We start from the raw sequence: 20,375 nt of genomic DNA on the forward strand, positions 1-20,375 counted from the left end.
GGACTAAACTTTATTTTAGAGTTCTTAAAGTAAATTCCTCTGTCCATGAGCTTTATCCTAAAATCTCAACACTATTTTAAAACATATGCTAATGCTTCAGCTTTTTAGTAAAACCATATTCTGAATATCTATCTTCTATAATGTCATATATTCTTGTAATATATAGATTAGAGAACTCATCTAATTCTCCTAATCCATGCATATAAGTTTCTACTTCAATTCCCTCTTTTTCTAACATGCTTTTCCAAGAATCTTCTTCATCTGAACCCATATCATTTTTAACATGATCTCCTGCAACAACCATTAATGGAACTAATTTTACCTTTTTTATATCTTTATTTTTTATTTTATTTAATACAGTATCAAATGTCGGATATCCTTCAACAGTACCTACAAAAACATTATTATACCCTTCATCAATTAGTACATTTTGAAGTGAACCATAAACTGCATTTGAATAGTGAGCTGTACCATGTCCAAATAATATTATATTTTCATCTTTATTTAATAAACTTGATATACTGTTTATAAATAAGCTATAGTCTTGTGGTAATTCTTCAATTCCTTGATAATAAAATATAGGTCTTCCTATTTTAATTGAAGAAAAATAATCTTTATATTTATTAACTACTCCTTTAACATAATCAAACTCTTCACCTGGAATCATATGTAATGGTTGAACTATAACTTCATCAAACTCTCTCATTTTTAAATTTTCTAGAGCTTCCTCAGGTCTTAATACATCTAAATTATGAACTTTTTTTAACTTCGTTATAATTTTATGTGCAGTAAATGCTCTAAATATTTGGTAATCTTTAAATTCATCTCTAATTTTATTCTCTATTCTTTCAATTGAATTTCCTAGTGCATCTAAATAACTTGTTCCAAAACTTACAACTAAAATTGCTTTTTTCATTAACTCTGTTACTCCTATCTTAAAGTATAATTTTTATGGTAATAAATATTTACAAAAATAAAAACTGCCTTTACTAATTATTTAATCGTAGTAAGGACAGTTTAAAACACAACAAAGTAAGAAATCAAAACACAGTTTTATTCGATTCCTCTAAGTTTGCTTTTTTCCTTCCCTCCGAAAGATAAGTCACATTAAAATAAATAACAATTCAGTATACTAGTCTATTTTGCGTCATACTGTGTCTGTAAAATCATCCCATAGTCTGGCTATTAGATGATTTCATCTCCTTGTCTAACACAAAATATACGTCGCATCTTTGACTTGTTCTTTTCTTTAATGTGTCTAGCATATTATTTTAGGCAGGTCTCCTGACTTAGGTGTCACTCTAACATTCTCTTCCTTCCCAACAAAATTGTCAGTGGATTTTTATTAGCACTTATGCTTAGGCACATGAAAATAAATAATAAGTCCAAAATTGCAATGGATATTTTTTTGATTGTGCCTTAACTGAGAATTAGTCTACCTTTACAGTAGCGGGGGCTATAGTGGATTTACACCACTTTCCCTATTAATCTAACATATAGAACCTAAAATACTATTATTCTATTATTCATAAATTATAAGATACTCCTAAACTTTAATCAACTAAAATTATATTTCTCTTTAAATTATTAATATATTTTCTAGTTAACGATAATAGATTTAATGAATACTATAATATTGAAATCAATTAATTGGATGTTTCTATGGACTTTAATGTATTTAATTTTGAAGAGTTTATGAAGGCAGCTCAGAAGAGTCAAGAAAATAATAATAACAATGCCAATAATACTAACAATGAACAAACAAATAATTGTAGAGATATGTATGGAGGTTTTCAAGATTTAAATCCTCAACTTTTTATACTTATGGCAGAAGTTTTAGGAGCTGTTATGGCTGGTAAATTACCTTTTAACGTACAGAACGCTCTTGGTAACTGGCTTGAATTAGTAGGACAAGTTATACTTGTATTTAATTCTCAACAACAGTATTTTGAATCTGGACCTGGTAGATATTATAATTCAAGTTTCAAAAATGTTAATAATTCATTCTGTTCAAACTCTAACAATGAAACTAATACAACTCCAACATCAAGTAATGAACAAAATTCATCATCTACCCAAGAAGATTTACTACAAAAAGCTTTAAAAAATTATCAAAATGAAATAAATACATTAAAAGAAAACATAGAAGATTTAAAAAATCAAATAGAAAAATTAAAAGATAATAATCAAAAATAAAAAAGTCACCTAAAATATACGATTTTTATCCAAATATTAGGTGACTCTTTTTATTTTCTTAATTTATATATTGTATTAATTTAAATTTAAAACTACGCTATGTTTTAAGTGAATGTTGATATTTTAGTATAAGGGCGAACTGGCATTGGAATTTGCTTTTTAGAACTCTTAATAAAGATTTGTCAAATTAATTGCTTGTCAACAATCTTTGATTTGGAACATGCATTAATTGGACTAAGCTTTATTTTAGAGTTCTTAAAGTAAATTCCTCTGTCCATGAGCTTTATACTAAAATATCAACACTGTTTTAAAACATAGCCTAAAACTAAAGATATTAATATACTTTACATATCATTTTATGTAAATAAATTTTTAGTAATATTGAACTATATTACTTATGTTTTATTTTAATATCTTAACCTATTCCACCATATCTAATTCCAAGAATTATTATAATTATTGTAGCTGGTACAAACACATATCTTCCAAAAGTAATAAACCAACTACCCAACTTATATTTTGCACCAATATTTACCCCGTCTAAAGCTTCTTTTTTATTAACAATAAAATAGAATACAACTGCTGTTATAACAGCACCTATTGGTGATAAAACAATAGTTATAAAATTTGTAAAATTATTAAATAACTCCCCATTTAATCCTAGTGGGATAGATATAATAAATGCTATAGTTGCAGTAATTAACGTTGCTTTCTTTCTGCTCCATTTAGTTAATCCTAAAACGGCTTCAACTGGGCCTTCAAGCATTGCTATTGATGATGAAATAGAAGCAAAAATTATACTTAAAAAGAATAATGCACTTAAGAAACTTCCAAACTTCATTGTTTGGAATATACTAGGGACAGTTACAAACATTAAAGCTGGTCCTGCTGTAGGATTTAATCCTAATGCAAATACAGCTGGCATAATCATAAATCCAGCTAATAATGCTGCTAATGTATCAAAAAAAGCAGTATTTATAGCACAGTTTGGTATATCAAACTGATTGTCTGCATAGCTTCCACATACAACCATACAACATCCTGTTATTGATACTGTAAAAAATGCTTGTCCCATAGCCATTACCCATGTCATAGGCTTAAGAAGATCTGACCAATTTGGTTTTAATAAATAACTAACACCATTTAATGAACCTGGTAAACTAAGTGACTTAAATATAAGTACGAAAAATATTATGAATAGTAATGGAATAATTATTTTATTAATTTGTTCTATACCTTTTGAAACTCCAAAACTAACAATAATTAATGTTATTATAACAGCTAACGCATGCCAAAATACTACATTAGGGCTATTAGCAAAATTAGCAAAATAAGCTTCTGTATTTATTGATGATATTTCTCCAGTTAAACTTATGAAAAAGTATTTTAATACCCATCCAATAACAACTGTATAAAACATAAATATTCCTATTAATCCCAAAGTAGGAATTATGGATATTATAGTTCCTCCTTTAATGTTTTTTTCTTTAAATATTTGTCGTATAGCTCCTAGTGAACCTTTTTTATACATTCTACCAAAAGAAAATTCACCCATTAATCCTACAAGACCAAGAACAACAACAAAAAAGAAATATGGAATTAAGAAGGCTGCTCCTCCATTTTCTCCCAGCTTATATGGAAACATCCATACATTTCCCAATCCAATTGCTGCTCCAATACACGATATTATAAATCCCATTTTACTAGAAAATCCTTCTCTTTTTTCTAAGCTTTTATCTAAGCCTTTATCTAAGCTTTTCTCCAAGATACTTTTCCTCCTTAAAATTACAATTGTTAATATTAATTTTATACATATTAACTATTATATGTAAAATATACTATTTTGTAAATAAAATTGCACATTTTGTTATATTTTTTTATTATATTATTTAATAAATTAACATTTTAATATATTTTTAGACATTAATAACTAAACAATTTTAGACTAATTAATCTATTATATTAATTTTTAAATTTTATTTTGCTTTTTAAGTTCTCACGAATATATTAAAAACATTATTTTTTCGCATAAATTACAGTATAAAAAAATGAGGATAGATTAAAAAAATCTATCCTCATTTTTAAATTTAGTTATACTTTAAAATAGTGTTGATATTATAGTATAAAAGTAAAATTACATTTTAATCTTCTAATATTCTTCTTTCTATGTTAAATCCAATAACTTTTTCTATTTCTTCTAGAGCCTTTTTATTCTTAGGATCTATAAATACACAAGTATATCCATTTTCTCCTGCTCTTCCAGTTCTACCTATTCTATGTATATAGCTTTCTACTGTTTCAGGTATGTCATAATTGTATATATTATCTACACCACTTATATCAAGACCTCTAGCCGCAACATCTGTAGCAATTAAATATTGAATATCTGCATTTCTAAATGATTTCATTATTCTTTCACGTTTGGCTTGTGGTACATCACTATGAATTTTAGCACAGTTATATCCTCTTTTATATAAACCTACTTCAAGATCGTCTGCTCTTCTTTTAGTTCTACAAAATATTATTGCCATAAAAGGATTATCTTCATCTAATACTTTACACAAAGAATCTTGTTTTCTTCTATCAGTAGTTTCAACTACTTGTTGTTTTATATTATCTAATGTTACTTCTTCTTTTTGTATTGTAATAAATACAGGATCATTCATATATCTATAAGACAATTTTTTAACTTGAGGATTCATTGTAGCTGAAAAACATAATGTTTGACGTTTTTTAGAAGTTTCCTTTATTATGGCTTCAACTTCATTTTTAAATCCCATAAGTAGCATTTGATCTGCCTCATCTAATACAAATGTTTTTAGCTTACTAAGATCCACTGTTTTTCTCTTTATATGATCTAATAATCTACCTGGTGTTGCAATAATTAATTGAATATTACCTTTTAACTTATTTAACTGAGATCCAATATCTTTCCCACCATAAGCTGCTAAAATATTTATATCCTTACCCTCTTTAAGTTTCATAGCTTCTTCAGTTATTTGGATTGCTAATTCTCTTGTTGGAGTCAAAATAAGAGCTTGAATAGAATTTGCCTTAGGAGAGATATTCTCAAAAATCGGTAATAAAAATGCTAATGTTTTTCCTGTTCCTGTTTGTGCCTCTGCAATAACATCTTTTCCACTTTTAATATAATTAATACTCTCTTTTTGTATATCAGTAGGTTCTTTTATTCCTCTTTTATTTAATAAATTTACCGTATTTTCACTAATTCCTAAATCTTTAAAATTCATCTATTATATACCTTTCATTATTAACATATTTTTATGTTTTTTATTTATTCAAACTAGTCAATAATAACATATTGTTTAAATCAAATCAAAATTATAAGCTATCTAAAAATAGAAATTATATTCTATTTTTAAGATAGCTTTAATCTTTTAACATAAGATATATTTTAAATAAACATATATCTGTTAAGCTTTAGCATAATCAAAAAATAACAAGTACATCTACCAAGCCTATTTTTTATTATAGGAAGCTCGACTCGCATAAGCTCGCTGAGTAAGCGATTCACACAAAATCATAGATTTCGATTCTCTGCTCATCAGCAGATTTGCCTAATAGGTTTCCTATGAGACCACTCTACTTCCTTGCCTAATGAAAAATAATCAGAGCATTTTGGACTTGCTATTTTTCTTCATATGGCTTAATAAATTTAATTACCAAATCTATTAAAGTGATTGCTTGAAACTCCTTCTTTTTTTATAGATTTGTGCTTTGCATTAGGATTATGATTATGTCCCTCTTCTGTTATAGGGGTTTGATAATTACATTTTTCCATTCTTGCTATTTTATTATCTGGTTGACTATCCTTTGCCATTTAAAATACCTCCTAAACATTGCAGTATTTATTACAAAATTAGTATGTCCATTCATATAAAATATTATTATAATTTTATAAAATATATAGGTTATAATTAAGTTAATACATTTATAATTTTTTATTTAATTTTTATAGCAACTGAATATGGAGATTAACACTATTATCTTAGGATTATATATATAATTTAGTTTTTCCTCAAATCATAAATGTTTTTTATTATTGCTATATTTCAGGTAAATGTTGATATTCTAGTATAAATCTTAATCAAATATAAGTACTATTTTAAAACTTAGCTTAAAATATAAGTTTTAATTATGCCTAAATTCAGATTCTTACTTGATACAAATAAGTATAAATATTGATTGTAAAGAAAATATTGACATAATAATTTAATAAGCGTATAATAAGTTTTGTTGTAAGGCCCATTGGTCAAGAGGTTAAGACGCCACCCTCTCACGGTGAAATCATGGGTTCGATTCCCGTATGGGTCACCATTGTAGTAAACATCAGTGTTTAAGGTAATTAAATCACTGGTGTTTTTCTTATTTTAACAACATTTATTATTTATAACTTATTTTCTCCTTAAGTTCTTTAATGACATAATCTAGCCCATAAGGTCCTAAACATTCTTCCAATATATCAAGCATTGCTCTTGCTTGAGTTTAAATCTGATTTCAAGTTACTTCCAGTATGAAATTTAACATCTTTATTCATAACATTTTGTAATGTATTAAATCTACTAGTTGCATTATTTAGTAAGGTACACATATTATTCAGTGTACTACTAAACCTATCCTGTATTTCTATTGAGCTACTAATTGTAGCCATAATATACCTCCCTCCTATTTTTAAGGTATAAAAATAGCACCTACATTTAAGTAAGTGCTATATATTTTATCTAATTACATATTTATATTTTTCTCCATTTAGATTAAAAGTTAAAAATAATGGATTTTGACTCTGTTCAACTTCTTCAGGACAATTTATTAAGTATCTCATTCCCTTAGTTTCTAATGATGTTATGCTAGTTATATTAGAATAAGTAAAACCTGTTTTACTATCCTCAACTATCGAATTTGCATTGTATGTATAACCATTATTATAGTTAGCTTCAACAGTTAAAATTTTATCACATCTTAGATCTTGCTTTTGATTATTTTTTATATCAACGTCTATATTTATATAAACTTTTCCTTGATCAGCAGGATAATGTGTATAAAAATTACCTGTATCATCTGGTAACACATCATATGTTAATTCAACTTTATTTAATGTTAAATCAAATGACTCATTATTTATTGTTTGACCATCAGATATCGTTTTCACTTCATCCTTTTTGGGTTTAGTTTCTTCCTCCTTTGATGTTTCTGTTTTAGTTTCATTGTTTTTCCCCCATAAATAATATAATAATTCTATTATATTACATAATTATCAATAATACTATTATTTCCCTCTTTTAGTTTTTCTTTCAATTTTATCGCATATAAATTTTAATGAATAACCTTCACAATCTTTTATAACACATTCTTCAAGTAAGGAACAACCTAAACGATATTCAAATGTTACATTTCTTATTGCTAATGCTATTTGCTTTTTATTAAAGCACTCACTATTTTCTAAACAAACTTTAATTTTATCACTAACCATTTTTTATCCCACTTCTAAAATTTTATTTCAATTGTTAAATAGGATATATGTTTTAATTTTTAAAATTACATAACAAACAGTAAAGTTATAAATTAAAAATCTTGTTAAGTCGCATTATACAAGCAAATTCTTAAATTCTAAACTTCTAAATTTTTTTCTTTTTTTATTCTTTTCTTTTTTAGAATTTTAGATTTTTAGAATCTCAAATATATATTTTTTTAAGATTAATTACGAGGTGAGAATTTATGGGGAGAAAAAGAACTTTATTGTAGATAAAAATGATTTAGCATATCAAGAAAGGTAATGTTGGTTTTCCTGTAACATCAAGCGCATATTTACTTATAAGATTAGAAAATTAAATGAACACTCTATCAAATTCAATTAATAAACTTAATACAATAATATCAACTAAACTTGGAGTTATTATTGATACTACTAAATCTAATGATAATTATAATAATGTTGCATAATTAAAAGCAATAAATATTAATTTTTAGGTTTGTCCCCTTCTAGTTTAAATTCCTATTCTTTCATAAGAAAATTATAAGTATGTTTTAAATATAAATTTGGACTTTCTAAACAAAGTTGTCCATAAATTTAAGTATTTTTTATTCTTTCTTGCTAACCAAATTTGAAAAAAATCACAATAAAGTAATAAATATCCTAGAACTCTTACTTCCTAGAATATTTATTATAGTATCAATTTATAAAAATCATTAAAAAAACTACTTATTATTAAAAATTATATTTCATCAAGAGATTTATTTGTAGGACTTTCTATCCAATTTCCCTTATAATCATATCTTGAGCCATGACACGGACAATCCCAAGTCAATTCATCAGCATTCCATTCAAGTTGACACCCTAAATGAGCACACTTCGTTGATACTGTAAATATTTTTCCATCATTATCTTTATACACACCAACCTTCTGACCATTATATTCTACAATACCTCCATGGCCATTTTTTATATCTTCAAGACCTTCATCCGGAATATCTATCCTTTGAGCAATAAAGTTTTTTGCAGTTACTATTAGATCATTCGCAGCATTTTTCATTGATGCTGACATATCAAATCTTCCTGGAGAAAATATTTCTGAAAAATCATTTTCTTTTTCAAGAATCATATCACTTATTATCATTGCAGCTACCATTGAAGTTGTCATACCCCATTTTTTAAATCCTGTTTCAACATAAATATCAGGAGTTTTTGATGAATAATATCCTATATAAGGTATATTATCTAACGTCATACAATCTTGCGCTGACCAATGATACTTCTCTATTGCATTAGGGTAAATCTCTTTTGCTGCTTTTCTTAATTCATCATAAGCTCCACCCGCCTCATTTTCACCAGCTCTTTGTCCTACACCACCAAATATTAATAAATTTTTATAATTCCTAAACGAATATGCATTTTTATCAATACCTTTATACATTCCATTTACATTTTGAGCATTTTCTAAAGCTAAAACATAAGATCTTTCTTGATGCATTCTCATGAAATAATAGCCTGGAGTATTTAAGAATGGATAATGCGTTGCCACTATTATTTTGTTTGCTTTAATTTTTATATCATCCTTTGTAACCACAGAAATTTCTTCTGTAATATCAAGTGCTGTTGTATTTTCATAAATAGTCAATTTTTCTGAGATTGGTTTCAAAAATTTAAGTGGATTAAATTGTGCTTGATTTCTAAACTTTAACGCTCCTTTAATTTTAAGTGGAAGATTTACTTTATCTATTAATTCTGCATCGATTCCTAATTTATTTGCTGCATTATATTCATCTTGAAGACTTTCAATGTTATCAACAGAATACAAATAGGCATCCTTAAATTCAAAATCACAATTAATATTTTCTTCATCAATTATTTCTTTATATTTTTGTATTGCAAGTTCATTAGCCTTAGCATATTGCCTTGCTCTATCTTCTCCAAATTCATTTATTATGCTATGATAAATTAAATCATGTTGGCATGTTATCTTTGCTGTTGTATTCTTAGTAACTCCACTTGCAGTACTTTTGGCATCAATAACAACCACTTCTCTTCCTGCTTTAGTGAGCATGTATGCTGTAAGTAATCCAGCCATTCCAGCTCCTATTACAAGAATATCACATTCTAAGTCTTTACTTAAAGTTTCTCTTTTTTTAAAATTAACCTCGGAATTCCAAACACTTTCCATTCAAATCACCTCATGCTTAGTATTCCTTTTTTTATATAATATACACATGTTTCTATTAATAATTTTATATTATTTGCCAAACTACATTGTGTTTTCTATTACAATTTTAATAATTTTTTATGTAACATATTTTTATTCTATTCATATATTAGTACTATAACAAATGATTAAGAAAAACAAAGGAGTAATGAATTATGAGAAATTGTTGTAGATGTTGTTGCAATCATTGCTGCAATAATTGTTGGGGTAATAATTGTTGTGGTAATAATTCTTGGGGCGGTGGATTCAATAATGCTTGGTTCTTATTACCATTCTTATTTTTCTGGTAAAATATTTTAATAATAATTTCATTCTAAGAATTATCATGGTTTTATAAATATGATAAAAATAAATTTCTAATAATATTGAATTAAGGCCAAATATTTTATAATAATAGACCTAAAAGATAAATTAATTTAATCTTTTAGGTCTTAATTTTCCTTACAATAACTAAAATCCTCTACATAATTATATAGAATATTAATTTAACTAAAGACTAAGTTTTATTTTTCTTTTACTGTAATTTTAAGTTCATTATCAACTGTAAAAATATAAGTTTTTGTTTGAATTACTTCATTTTCCCATGGACGACGGTATTTAAAAGTTACTTCAGTTGTGCCTTCTTTTAAAGCAGAAAACTTCCAAGTATATGTACCTCCTACACCAACTGCTTCTAAATTAGACTTATCTTGTTTATATTGTTTTGAATCTTCTTTTATAATGCCATCTGTATTAATTTTATACTCCCAAGTATACCCTGTTGTAGGATTACCTTGAAGATTTATTTCTGCTGTTTTTTTACTGTTTTTAAATGTATTATTTATATCAATAGGTTTTTTAGTTGTTCCTTGTCCTAAAAATGCTTTAGTTGCTTGTGGTATATTATCACCTATTGCTTCTCCTGACCTTGCAAAATTATATGTGTATTGGCCAATATTAATATTCCCAGTTTGCATTGCTCCATTTAATGCTAAGTAATATGTCTTTCCATCTACTTGAATAATTCCTGTTTGCATTGCCCCATTTGAATCAGCATAATACCAAGTTCCATTATCATAAATCCAACCTTTTTTCATATATCCATTGTTATCAAAATAATACCATGTATTATCTATTTGTTTCCATTTAGTAGCATAAGAGTTTTCCTCTGAATACCACCAACCTTTTGAACTATTTTTCCATTCTGCATTTACTGCTTTTGGACTTATTGTTAGTATTGATATTGTTGCTAATAAACTTGCTAATAGTATTTTTGATTTTTTCATCAATTCAATCTCCTTCATTTATTAATTTTTTAATTATTGATTTTTTTAATTATAAAAACTATTTCTAAAATTTATATTATATATTTATTACTTAAATATTTTCTGATATTTAATTGTGCTTTCACATATAATACAATTTATATAAGTAAAATGTTGCATATTTTATAATTTTTGTATCAAAAATTTTAATATAAGTATTTCCAAATTAAATATATATATAATGTTACTTTATCTAAATAACTCAATTATTGTTCTTATATCATTTTTCTATGTTAATATAATTTCATAAACTATTATAATTTTTTCTTATTTTTATTTAATATACTTCTATTAAATATTTTTCACTTTCCCACATCAGTTTTAAATAAGACAATAAAAAAAGAGCTATCATAAAATGATTTTGAAAAAACATTCTGCAACAACTCTTCTTTACAAAGTTTATATATTTCATATTTTTTATACATTTTTTAATTGTTATAGTTCACTATTTCTCTTATAACTCATAATATAATATTGAAATAATGCTTACAGACGGTGAAAAAATATTATGCAAAAAAATAATTGTTGTAATACTAAAATGCTTCTTAAAGATTTTAGTTCTATGGATAAAATAACATTGCCCTGTTCATGTCCTCCCATTAAAGAAATTTTAGATTTTTCTGCAAAATTGTGTATAACTAATAATAAAATAATTAAAACTATCACACGTTATACACTAATTATTAAAGGTTATAATCTTATTAAAATACGTTATTTATCATATGATTGTAGGGGAAAAGTCATGGTTAAAAAACTTATTTCTCCGTTTTTTATTACTATACAAATTCCACCTTATTTCAATATAATAAATGTCAAAGCTGATATTAGTTACTCTGATATTGATAACTGTGATAGTTCTATTTTGTTCTATAGTATAATAAGTGTTTGTTTATCTATGAGTTTTACCCCTGCTAAATCTATTGTTAACTGCCTAAATTCCGGGAAATGTTGTGACGATTTAAATTTTAAAGATAATTTAGATTTTAAAAATGATAGTTATCCTTCTAAAACAAACTATTGTTATAGTAAAAGAGATACTTATAAGGAAGATTGCCAATGTTTTAATAATGAAATTTTTTCAACACACAATGACCATTGCAATAAAGATGAATATTCATATTCTTATTATAACTATTAATAATAAAACTAATTTAGATAAATTAGAAACGTAAGTTTACTCACTTCTTTTATGATGTTATAACAGAAAATTCTACAGATGTTATAGTTAAAATTTTCCTCAACGCTCATACTACACACACTCAACATTTATCTAAAAATATAGGACTATCTTAAATACATGTTTATATATTTAAGATAGTCCTATTTACTATTTAAATTTATTTATAAATTTACCCCTTGTTGTAAACAAGTTTTTAAGTCTTCATCAGGCTCACTTATTGATTGTATGTTAAATGTATCTACTAAATATTGCAATACATTTGGACTTATAAATGCTGGAAGTGAAGGTCCTAAGAAAATTCCCTTTACTCCTAATGAAAGCAATGCTAAAAGGTCTGCTACTGCTTTTTGTTCATACCATGATAAAATTATTGATAATGGTAACCCATTTACATCTGTATCAAACGCATCTGCTAATGCTGTAGCAATTCTAACTGCTGAATATGCATCGTTACATTGACCAACGTCTAATAATCTTGGAAGTCCTGCAACTTCTCCAAAATTTAATTTATTAAATCTATATTTTCCACATGCAAGTGTAAGAATAATACAATCTTTTGGAACTTTTTGTGCAAATTCAGTATAATAATTTCTTCCTGGTCTCGCACCATCACATCCGCCTATTAAAAAGAAATGTCTAACTTTACCTTCTTTAACTGCATTAACAATTGTCTCTGCATGACTTAATGTTGCATTATGACCAAAACCAACAAGAATTTCTTTTGGTTCTTCACTTTCTTCAAATCCACCCAGTTCTAATGCTTTTTCTATTATTTGAGAGAAATCTTTATAACCATCTTTATCAGCTGGGATATATTTAACACCATCCCATCCAACTACACTTGTTGTAAAAATTCTATCTTTATATGTTTCCCTTGGTCTCATCAAGCAATTTGTAGTCATTAAAATACAACCTGGAATCCCATCAAATTCTTTTTGTTGGTCTTGCCAAGCTCCACCATAATTTCCTACAAGATGCTTATACTTTTTAAGCCCTGGATAACCATGACTAGGTATCATTTCGCCATGAGTATATATATTAATTCCCTTACCTTCAGTTTGCTCTAATAGCATTTCTAAATCTCTTAAATCATGACCTGAAACAATGATGAATGGACCTTTTTCAATATTTACATTAACTTTATGAGGACTTGGGTTATTATAAGTTTGAGTATTAGCCTCATCTAATTTTTTCATGACAGCCACACTCATCTCTCCAGTTCTCATAGTCATACGAATTAACTCCTCAACAGTTAATTTATCATTTGTTGTACATTCTAATCCTAAAAAATAAAAATTATCAACTTGATTATCATAATATCCTAAAAATCTAGCTTGATGACCATATGCACTTATTCCTTTTAACCCATAAATTATTGTTTGTCTTAAAGATCTTATATCTGCATCTATCTCTTGATCAAACATAATTCCTGCCTTTTTAGAATCTTTAAGCATTTCATCCTTAGTTTCACTTAAATTATAAGTTGCTTGTTCTGGATATTCTTTATCAATACCTACTCTATCTCTTAGATTTTCTTTTATTTTTTGAGATTCTTTCAGCATTTTAACATGAACCTCTGCATCAAAATTAACATTAGTAAGTGTAGTAAATAAACCATTTTCTACAAAGCTTACAATATCTTTTTCTATTTCTTCTCCTTTTTCTATAAGTTCTTTAGCGTAACAACTTATTCCTTTTAATTGATATATAAGTAAATCTTGAAGATTAGCTACTTCAGGCGTTTTTCCACATACACCTATTTTAGTACAACCTTTTCCCCCTGCAGTTTGCTCACATTGATAACAAAACATTGGATTTTCTTCCATATAAAATCCCTCCTTAAATACTAATCTTTATTAGTATTTTAAGAAGGGATTATTTTATTCATTAATTTAAAGCTTTTAATAAATCTTCAATATTTAATCCATGTACAATTGCAGCCTCTTCAAGACTTTCTGCTTGAGCTGAAGGACACCCAACACACCCCATACCAAAGTTCATTAAAATTTGTGGTGCATCTTCCTTAACACGTATTATTTCACCTATTGTCATATCTTTAGTTATCATCTTATTTTCCTCCTCTTATATCGTTTAATGTAGTTAAATATTTCTTCTCTAAATTTTCTAATATATTTATGTTTTCATTTCTTATAGACACATTCTGATTTTCATAATCTACACACTCTTTATCTATATTTTCTAATATATCAGTCTTTAACTCTCTTTGAGCGAATTTATATATAACATTATCTTCTTTTTCAATATGTCTTTTTAATAAATGTGTATAAGAAATAGCATTAGCAATTACATCTAACTTGGCTTCTTCATCACCATTCTTTAAGTTTTCAAGTGCTTCTTCAAGATTTTTTATATATAATCTTCCCAAATCATGTTCTACTAACATTCCATGCTTTATAGTTTTTTCTCCTAAAGCACCTAAGTTTTCTACCATTCTATTAAAAAGTATTATCTCCTCTTTATTATGATGATGTCCATCTGCATAATTTTTAATAAAATCTATCATTAAATAAACATCCTCATAATTTACTTCATCCTCTTTTAATAATTTAAAACATGCCTTCCTTACAACATTAAGCATACGTCCAATATATCTATGTTCTTCCATCATTATATCTATTGCATTCATGTTAATTTCTCCTACTAAAACTTATTTCTTCTTAATTGATTTTAATCCATTTTCATATTCAATATAGTCAAATTCATTGTTTATCTCATTAATAAATGCTTTAATCCATAAACCTCTTAATCTATAAAATAAGTCTACGTCGCCTTGCTCTTTTTCCCATATATCCTTATGAACACATACTCTTATAGTCCACTCTACAGTACTTTCATTAGCAGTAAATATTTCATTTACTCTATCACATGGCATACCATCTAGAATATAGTCATTTACACTATTAAATATTTCATCAGCACTATTTAGTGTTCCTTTATCTTTTTTAGTTTCTTTAGCCGCTTTTATTGCTTGATTAATATATATTCTTTCCATTCCATTATAAGCTTCCTTATTATTATCAAGAATTTTAGTAGTCCACGCAGCCATTCTTCCTTCTGCAGAATGTATTTTTTCTTGTAGCCATCCATGTATGTTACTTGTATCTATCATTTCTTCAAGAGGTTTATTCGGAAGTTTCTCTCCATACTTATCATTAATTTCTTTACTTAAACTTTCAATATCTAAATTCTCACTTTTAGCAAGATCAATAATTTCAGATTCTAGTCCTTCAAACCATAATATTTTATTAAATAACCAATAATGTATTTTTCCTAAATATAAACTCATTTTTATTTTCTCTCCAATCTTTATCTGTATTTTTATATATTTAAAAATTATTTTTATTTTAGTATTTTTTAAATTTGTTCTTGTCTACAATAGAAATTATATTATAGTATCGAGTTTAATTATGTAACATTTGTTACTAAATTAAATTATTTTATTACTTATTTAAAATAAAAAAACTAAAAATGATAATGGATTTATATATTTTTATATGATAACATTATTTAGACGAAGGTATCTTTATTTAAAAAGGTGCCTTTATTCGTTTATATTTATTATTAAAAAATATGTTATATATTATTCAAGGAGGTATTTTAATATGGAATTCAATTATAACCTTCCCGTAAATCTTTTATTTGGAAGAGGTAAAATAAATCAGATAGGTAATGAAGTAGCTAAATATGGGAAAAAAGTTCTTATAGTAACTGGTAAGAACAGCACAAAAAAAAGTGGATTACTTGATAAAACAATTAATCTATTAAAACAAGCAAAAATTGAAGTTGAAGTTTTTGATAAAGTTGCTCAAAATCCACTTACTACAACAGTATATGAAGGTGTTGAAGTTGTAAAAACAACAGGATGTGATGTCATTTTAGGGCTTGGTGGCGGAAGTATTATGGATGCTGCAAAAAGTATTGCATTTTCAGCTAAAAATCCTGGTGATATATCTGACTATATATTTGGAATAAAACAAGGAACAGAAGCATTACCAATAATTTTAGTTCCAACAACATGTGGAACAGGAAGTGAAGGAAATAGTTTTTCAGTTCTTACTAATCCTGAAACTAAAGATAAAAAATCTCTTAGAACAAATGCTATTATTGCTAAAGCATCAATTGTAGATCCAGAACTTATGGTTACAATGCCAAAACATATAATTGCATCAGTCGGATTCGATGCATTAGCACACAATATGGAAGCTTATTTATCAAAAATAGGACAACCATTAACTGATATGAAGGCCCTTTATGGAATTAAATTAATAGCTGAAAATTTACCTAAAGTCTATAATGATCAAACTGATTTAGACGCCTGGGAAAAAGTAAGTTTAGGAAGTACCTTAGGTGGTATGGTAATTGGTGTAGCAGGGGTAACAGCACCCCATGGGCTAGAACATCCAGCAAGTGGATTACGTGATATTGTTCATGGCAAGGGCCTTGCTGCATTAACACCAATAATTGTTGAAAAATCATGGCAAAGTGATGTAGAAAAATATACTAATATATCAAAATTATTAGGTGGTACCAACGCTGAAGATTGTTCAGATGCTATAAGAAATTTCTTAAAAAAGATTGACTTAAACATAACGTTAAGTGAACTTGGAATAGAAGAAAAAGATATTGATTGGATGGCAGAAAACTGCATGAAAGTTTCAAAACCAAGCATTACAAATCATCCTAAAGAATTTACATTAGAAGAAATAAAAGATATTTATTATAAATCATTATAATAAATATAACTAATATTAACGAACTTAATATTCCTTATAAATAAATTAGGCTATGTTTTAAAACGGTGTTGATATTTTAGTATAAAGCTCATGGACAGAGGATTTTACTTAAAACATAACAATAAATTAATTAAGTATTTTCTAAATTGAAAATTTAAAAATATTATTAAAAATTGTATTTTCAATAATAGGAACCTAATAATATCCCTTAAAAAGGTTTTATATTATTAGGTTCCTTTTTTTATAAATTATTTTTTCTTAATCAATCATGTTTTATTAATCTATAGGTTTAGATTTAACAAATTTTTCAGCTATATCATATGAGTTTTCAGTTCCATCAAAAAAGAAAACATAGTAATAAATTCCATCTTCTTTCCAAATATATTCTACTGTAGGCGTATAATCATTTTCTTCATATTTAAAAACTTCCTTATTATCAATATTTAGTTTTTCAGCTTTAATTTTTTTAGGTTTATTATCTTCTGTATTTTCTCGAATAAAGTAACCATTCTCAGCTATTTCATTATAAATTTTTGAATTTTTTTGTGCATTAAAAGTTATTGATCCATTTTTATTAGAATAAAAACTGTTAAGTTCATAATTAATTTTATTATTTTCTATATCAGAATCTCCAGAAATACCTACACCTGAATCATTTATTTTCACATCTTCATTAATTATTAATGGAAGTTTTGGATTAAATCCCAATAATTTTTTTGCTTTTTCCAAATCTTCTTTATCATAAATATCCATTACCCCTATTTCTGTTGAAACTTCTCTCTCCACAGAATAGTTTATATTGTTTATTTGATCAGGATATTTTATAGATTTTGCTATTTTCTCTATATTATCTTCTGAAAGATTTAATATTTCCTTATCATTAAATATTAAATTATATTCTATACTATACCAAATACCTTCATTTTGCCATGCAAAATATTTTTGAACATCTTTACGCTCTGGAATACTATACTCATCTGTCATTATAGATGGTGTAGTGCATTTTAAAGTAATACTTAATCCATTTATTCCTGCTAAATTCATATCTTCTTTTTCTGCTTCAACTATAGCCCTATTAGCTTTATATGAACACTCAATTTTTTTTAAAGATTCTACTGGATTTTTTTCAAAAACTTGAAATGAAATATCTTCTCTTGGCATATCTAAATTTTCTAAAAATATATTCAAAGCATTTTCATTGTCTGAAAGTTTTATAAGCTGAAAACTTGAAGATCTTGAGCTATTTCCAGATATAAAGTCTGGTACTTTAAATTTTAATCCCCATACTTTTTCTACTTTTTCTATATCATCATAAACTTTTGTAGCTGAATCAATAAGAAATTTATGTTGTTCATTTTGTTTGTCTATAATATTACTATTTAAATTAGTTGATACAACATTATTAACTTCTGCTCCGTTAACTATAATATTATTTGTAAACATTAAACTTGTAGCTAATGCCACTCCTAGAGCTGCTTTAACTGATATTTTATAAGAACCTTTTTTAAAATTTTTTATCATTTTAATTCTCCCCCTAATTTGATTACTATTTTCAAAAGAAATTGCTAATTGTGAATATTTATTTTTATATGAAAATATTTTCGAAAAATTTATAAGAGTCATGCCATATTTCACTTTTTCTTCTTCTCCAAGAATTTCAAGTACACTTGCATCACAGGCGTATTCTCTATAAAGTTTGATTTTATTAATTACAATCCATACTAAAGGATTAAACCAATGTATTGAAAGTGCAATTACTCCAATGAAGTTGTAAAATAAATCCTTCCTTTTATAATGCATTAACTCATGTAAAAATATATGTGAAAGTTGATTTAAATCTTTTATTCTTAAAACATGTTCTGGAATATATATTTTAGGTTTTATAATTCCCAATATGCATGGACTCTTAAAACTATTATGAATAAATACAGGAATGTTTTTTCTAACATTAACTTTATTAGCACAGTTATCCATTAAGTTTTGGATTTCATAATAATTGTCTCTTCTTAAACATTTAATTCTTCTTTTAAAATTAAATATAGATAATATAAATATTAAACTTAAAATTATTGCTCCTATAATCCATAAATAAGAAAATATTTTAAAAATAACTGATATTAACTTTTGTTTTTCAACATTTTGTATTTCCTCTTTTTCATTTATTTCAGTATTCATATTATGATTCACATTATTATTTTTATTAACTACTACTGGTAATTCTTCTTCTCCTTTTAATTCATCTTTTTGATTTTGTATTTGAATAACATTTTCATATTTCTCATACAAAGTACTAAATAAATTAATATTCATTTCAGGAATTGTAGGTACAAGTAATCTTATAATTACTAAAATCCACAATCCATATTTCACTCTTACTCCAATATGATTATTAAATACTTTTAAAATTAACATAAGTATTAAAATACCAATACTTGAGGTTAAAGAAGTTTGTAAAATCCATAAGAAAATATTTTCTAAAATCCCCATAAAAACCTCTCTCTCTTACCCTTATGCAAGTTTTATATAAAATTTTAATATATATGTTCTAATTAAGTTATTGCATTTATAATCTTTTATATAATTTTTATAGAAAACTATATCTTTAACTAATACTGTCTAGTTAGAAGCATATATATAATATATTATAATTTTGCTTTAATTTTGTTTTTCTTTTTTATCTTTAAGTATGTTTTCAAGCTCTTCAATTTCTTCTATAGATAATTCTTCTTCTTCTAAAAATTTACTAAAGAGAATTCCTAATGCTCCATCATATACTTTTTTAAGAAAAGATTCATTTTCTAATTTTATGCATTCATCTTCAGAAATTAAAGGATAATAGTTATAAACTCTACCACATCTTTCAAATCCTATTGCACCTTTTTTTATTAGTCTTGTAATAAATGTTTTTATCGTTTGAGTTGACCAATTCATTTTTCCAGACAAAGCATTTATTATTTGTTCTGATGTTAAAGGGTTATTTTTCCATATTAGTTTCATTACTTCCCATTCTGATTCAGATATTTTGGGTACCTCGCTCATATTTATCATCTCCTTTTTTCTAATTATTTTTAAGTAAATTTATATTATATAGAATCTCTCTACTTTATTTTAAAACATCCTATAAAACTTAATCTTTTTAGTTACATTTTAAATCTACAGTTGTAAATTATAATCTTAGTCTACAATTGTAGATTCAAAATGTCAATATTTATAATTAAAGTAA

Annotated in this window: 19 protein-coding genes, 1 tRNA gene, 1 pseudogene and 1 riboswitch; of the genes and pseudogenes, 6 read left to right on the plus strand and 15 right to left on the minus strand. The window is 26.0% G+C overall.

The genetic code is table 11. From position 1 onward, the window contains the following. Positions 1-88: 88 nt before the first annotated feature. Positions 89-916 (minus strand): sirohydrochlorin cobaltochelatase, encoded by an 828-nt coding sequence (locus ACYUET_RS13860; RefSeq protein ID WP_460280548.1) that lies wholly within the window; start codon positions 914-916, stop codon positions 89-91. A gap of 341 nt (positions 917-1,257) precedes the next feature. Further along, positions 1,258-1,522, minus strand: a riboswitch (cobalamin riboswitch). Positions 1,523-1,662: 140 nt separating this feature from the next. Between ACYUET_RS13860 and ACYUET_RS13865 the strand changes: the two genes are divergently transcribed. Next, positions 1,663-2,196, plus strand: coding sequence for a hypothetical protein (locus ACYUET_RS13865; RefSeq protein ID WP_460280550.1), 534 nt, complete (start codon positions 1,663-1,665; stop codon positions 2,194-2,196). A gap of 415 nt (positions 2,197-2,611) precedes the next feature. Here the strand turns inward: ACYUET_RS13865 and ACYUET_RS13870 are convergent, their stop codons facing one another. The 3 genes from ACYUET_RS13870 to ACYUET_RS13880 form a co-directional block, all read right to left on the minus strand. Beyond that, entirely contained in the window at positions 2,612-3,961 is a 1,350-nt protein-coding gene (locus ACYUET_RS13870) for a sodium-dependent transporter (protein ID WP_460280552.1), read from the minus strand. Positions 3,962-4,337: 376 nt separating this feature from the next. After that, positions 4,338-5,447 (minus strand): DEAD/DEAH box helicase, encoded by a 1,110-nt coding sequence (locus ACYUET_RS13875; RefSeq protein ID WP_460280554.1) that lies wholly within the window; start codon positions 5,445-5,447, stop codon positions 4,338-4,340. 425 nt (positions 5,448-5,872) lie between these two features. After that, complete coding sequence (locus tag ACYUET_RS13880; RefSeq protein WP_460280556.1) at positions 5,873-6,037, minus strand: hypothetical protein; 165 nt, start codon at positions 6,035-6,037, stop codon at positions 5,873-5,875. A 422-nt stretch (positions 6,038-6,459) separates the two neighbouring features. Here ACYUET_RS13880 and ACYUET_RS13885 point away from each other — a divergent pair. Next, positions 6,460-6,534 (plus strand) — tRNA-Glu (locus ACYUET_RS13885). A gap of 145 nt (positions 6,535-6,679) precedes the next feature. Here ACYUET_RS13885 and ACYUET_RS13890 read toward each other — a convergent pair. The 3 genes from ACYUET_RS13890 to ACYUET_RS13900 all read right to left on the minus strand — a co-directional run bounded on the left by ACYUET_RS13890 (position 6,680) and on the right by ACYUET_RS13900 (position 7,687). Then, entirely contained in the window at positions 6,680-6,868 is a 189-nt protein-coding gene (locus tag ACYUET_RS13890; protein WP_460280558.1) for a hypothetical protein, read from the minus strand. 66 nt (positions 6,869-6,934) lie between these two features. Beyond that, positions 6,935-7,366 carry a hypothetical protein gene (locus ACYUET_RS13895; RefSeq protein WP_460280560.1) on the minus strand — a complete coding sequence of 144 codons (432 nt, stop codon included), beginning with the start codon at positions 7,364-7,366 and terminating at the stop codon, positions 6,935-6,937. 117 nt (positions 7,367-7,483) lie between these two features. Next, on the minus strand, positions 7,484-7,687 hold the full coding sequence (locus tag ACYUET_RS13900) for a hypothetical protein (RefSeq protein ID WP_460280561.1): 204 nt from the start codon (positions 7,685-7,687) through the stop codon (positions 7,484-7,486). 290 nt (positions 7,688-7,977) lie between these two features. Here ACYUET_RS13900 and ACYUET_RS13905 point away from each other — a divergent pair. Further along, positions 7,978-8,157 (plus strand): annotated as a pseudogene (locus ACYUET_RS13905) (YvrJ family protein). A gap of 272 nt (positions 8,158-8,429) precedes the next feature. On the opposite strand, the gene ACYUET_RS13910 reads toward ACYUET_RS13905, so the two are convergent. Further along, on the minus strand, positions 8,430-9,875 hold the full coding sequence (locus ACYUET_RS13910; protein WP_460280563.1) for an FAD-dependent oxidoreductase: 1,446 nt from the start codon (positions 9,873-9,875) through the stop codon (positions 8,430-8,432). Between the two features lie 194 nt (positions 9,876-10,069). Here ACYUET_RS13910 and ACYUET_RS13915 point away from each other — a divergent pair, with 194 nt between their 5' ends. After that, positions 10,070-10,204 (plus strand): hypothetical protein, encoded by a 135-nt coding sequence (locus ACYUET_RS13915; RefSeq protein WP_460280565.1) that lies wholly within the window; start codon positions 10,070-10,072, stop codon positions 10,202-10,204. Between the two features lie 213 nt (positions 10,205-10,417). On the opposite strand, the gene ACYUET_RS13920 is transcribed toward ACYUET_RS13915, so the two are convergent. Next, complete coding sequence (locus tag ACYUET_RS13920) at positions 10,418-11,179, minus strand: protease inhibitor I42 family protein (RefSeq protein WP_460280567.1); 762 nt, start codon at positions 11,177-11,179, stop codon at positions 10,418-10,420. A 547-nt stretch (positions 11,180-11,726) separates the two neighbouring features. Between ACYUET_RS13920 and ACYUET_RS13925 the strand changes: the two genes are divergently transcribed. Then, positions 11,727-12,356, plus strand: a complete 630-nt coding sequence (locus ACYUET_RS13925) for a hypothetical protein (protein WP_460280569.1) — start codon at positions 11,727-11,729, stop codon at positions 12,354-12,356. A gap of 203 nt (positions 12,357-12,559) precedes the next feature. On the opposite strand, the gene hcp is transcribed toward ACYUET_RS13925, so the two are convergent. The 4 genes from hcp to ACYUET_RS13945 form a co-directional block, all read right to left on the minus strand. Continuing rightward, positions 12,560-14,224 (minus strand): hydroxylamine reductase, encoded by a 1,665-nt coding sequence (gene hcp, locus ACYUET_RS13930; RefSeq protein ID WP_460280571.1) that lies wholly within the window; start codon positions 14,222-14,224, stop codon positions 12,560-12,562. 61 nt (positions 14,225-14,285) lie between these two features. Beyond that, positions 14,286-14,465 (minus strand): DUF1858 domain-containing protein, encoded by a 180-nt coding sequence (locus ACYUET_RS13935; protein ID WP_460280573.1) that lies wholly within the window; start codon positions 14,463-14,465, stop codon positions 14,286-14,288. Position 14,466: 1 nt separating this feature from the next. Further along, complete coding sequence (locus ACYUET_RS13940) at positions 14,467-15,045, minus strand: hemerythrin domain-containing protein (protein ID WP_460280575.1); 579 nt, start codon at positions 15,043-15,045, stop codon at positions 14,467-14,469. 21 nt (positions 15,046-15,066) lie between these two features. After that, entirely contained in the window at positions 15,067-15,705 is a 639-nt protein-coding gene (locus ACYUET_RS13945; protein WP_460280577.1) for a hypothetical protein, read from the minus strand. A 316-nt stretch (positions 15,706-16,021) separates the two neighbouring features. On the opposite strand from ACYUET_RS13945, the gene ACYUET_RS13950 reads away from it, so the two are divergent. Further along, on the plus strand, positions 16,022-17,152 hold the full coding sequence (locus ACYUET_RS13950; protein WP_460280579.1) for an iron-containing alcohol dehydrogenase: 1,131 nt from the start codon (positions 16,022-16,024) through the stop codon (positions 17,150-17,152). A gap of 276 nt (positions 17,153-17,428) precedes the next feature. Here the strand turns inward: ACYUET_RS13950 and ACYUET_RS13955 are convergent, their stop codons facing one another. Together ACYUET_RS13955 and ACYUET_RS13960 are read right to left on the minus strand one after the other, a co-directional pair. Next, on the minus strand, positions 17,429-19,639 hold the full coding sequence (locus ACYUET_RS13955) for a M56 family metallopeptidase (RefSeq protein WP_460280581.1): 2,211 nt from the start codon (positions 19,637-19,639) through the stop codon (positions 17,429-17,431). Positions 19,640-19,807: 168 nt separating this feature from the next. After that, positions 19,808-20,191, minus strand: a complete 384-nt coding sequence (locus ACYUET_RS13960; protein ID WP_460280583.1) for a BlaI/MecI/CopY family transcriptional regulator — start codon at positions 20,189-20,191, stop codon at positions 19,808-19,810. Between the last annotated feature and the right edge of the window lie 184 nt (positions 20,192-20,375).

The organism is Clostridium sp. CTA-5, assembly GCF_054768135.1.

Bases quoted from the DNA above. Each gene is read 5' to 3' on its own strand.
- ACYUET_RS13955 (WP_460280581.1), bottom strand. From the start codon at position 19,639: ATGGGGATTTTAGAAAATATTTTCTTATGGATTTTACAAACTTCTTTA.
- ACYUET_RS13880 (WP_460280556.1), bottom strand. From the start codon at position 6,037: ATGGCAAAGGATAGTCAACCAGATAATAAAATAGCAAGAATGGAAAAA.
- ACYUET_RS13935 (WP_460280573.1), bottom strand. From the start codon at position 14,465: ATGATAACTAAAGATATGACAATAGGTGAAATAATACGTGTTAAGGAA.
- ACYUET_RS13960 (WP_460280583.1), bottom strand. From the start codon at position 20,191: ATGAGCGAGGTACCCAAAATATCTGAATCAGAATGGGAAGTAATGAAA.
- ACYUET_RS13865 (WP_460280550.1), top strand. From the start codon at position 1,663: ATGGACTTTAATGTATTTAATTTTGAAGAGTTTATGAAGGCAGCTCAG.
- ACYUET_RS13875 (WP_460280554.1), bottom strand. From the start codon at position 5,447: ATGAATTTTAAAGATTTAGGAATTAGTGAAAATACGGTAAATTTATTA.
- ACYUET_RS13915 (WP_460280565.1), top strand. From the start codon at position 10,070: ATGAGAAATTGTTGTAGATGTTGTTGCAATCATTGCTGCAATAATTGT.
- hcp (WP_460280571.1), bottom strand. From the start codon at position 14,224: ATGGAAGAAAATCCAATGTTTTGTTATCAATGTGAGCAAACTGCAGGG.
- ACYUET_RS13940 (WP_460280575.1), bottom strand. From the start codon at position 15,045: ATGAATGCAATAGATATAATGATGGAAGAACATAGATATATTGGACGT.
- ACYUET_RS13925 (WP_460280569.1), top strand. From the start codon at position 11,727: ATGCAAAAAAATAATTGTTGTAATACTAAAATGCTTCTTAAAGATTTT.
- ACYUET_RS13900 (WP_460280561.1), bottom strand. From the start codon at position 7,687: ATGGTTAGTGATAAAATTAAAGTTTGTTTAGAAAATAGTGAGTGCTTT.
- ACYUET_RS13950 (WP_460280579.1), top strand. From the start codon at position 16,022: ATGGAATTCAATTATAACCTTCCCGTAAATCTTTTATTTGGAAGAGGT.
- ACYUET_RS13860 (WP_460280548.1), bottom strand. From the start codon at position 916: ATGAAAAAAGCAATTTTAGTTGTAAGTTTTGGAACAAGTTATTTAGAT.
- ACYUET_RS13910 (WP_460280563.1), bottom strand. From the start codon at position 9,875: ATGGAAAGTGTTTGGAATTCCGAGGTTAATTTTAAAAAAAGAGAAACT.
- ACYUET_RS13890 (WP_460280558.1), bottom strand. From the start codon at position 6,868: ATGGCTACAATTAGTAGCTCAATAGAAATACAGGATAGGTTTAGTAGT.
- ACYUET_RS13920 (WP_460280567.1), bottom strand. From the start codon at position 11,179: ATGAAAAAATCAAAAATACTATTAGCAAGTTTATTAGCAACAATATCA.
- ACYUET_RS13945 (WP_460280577.1), bottom strand. From the start codon at position 15,705: ATGAGTTTATATTTAGGAAAAATACATTATTGGTTATTTAATAAAATA.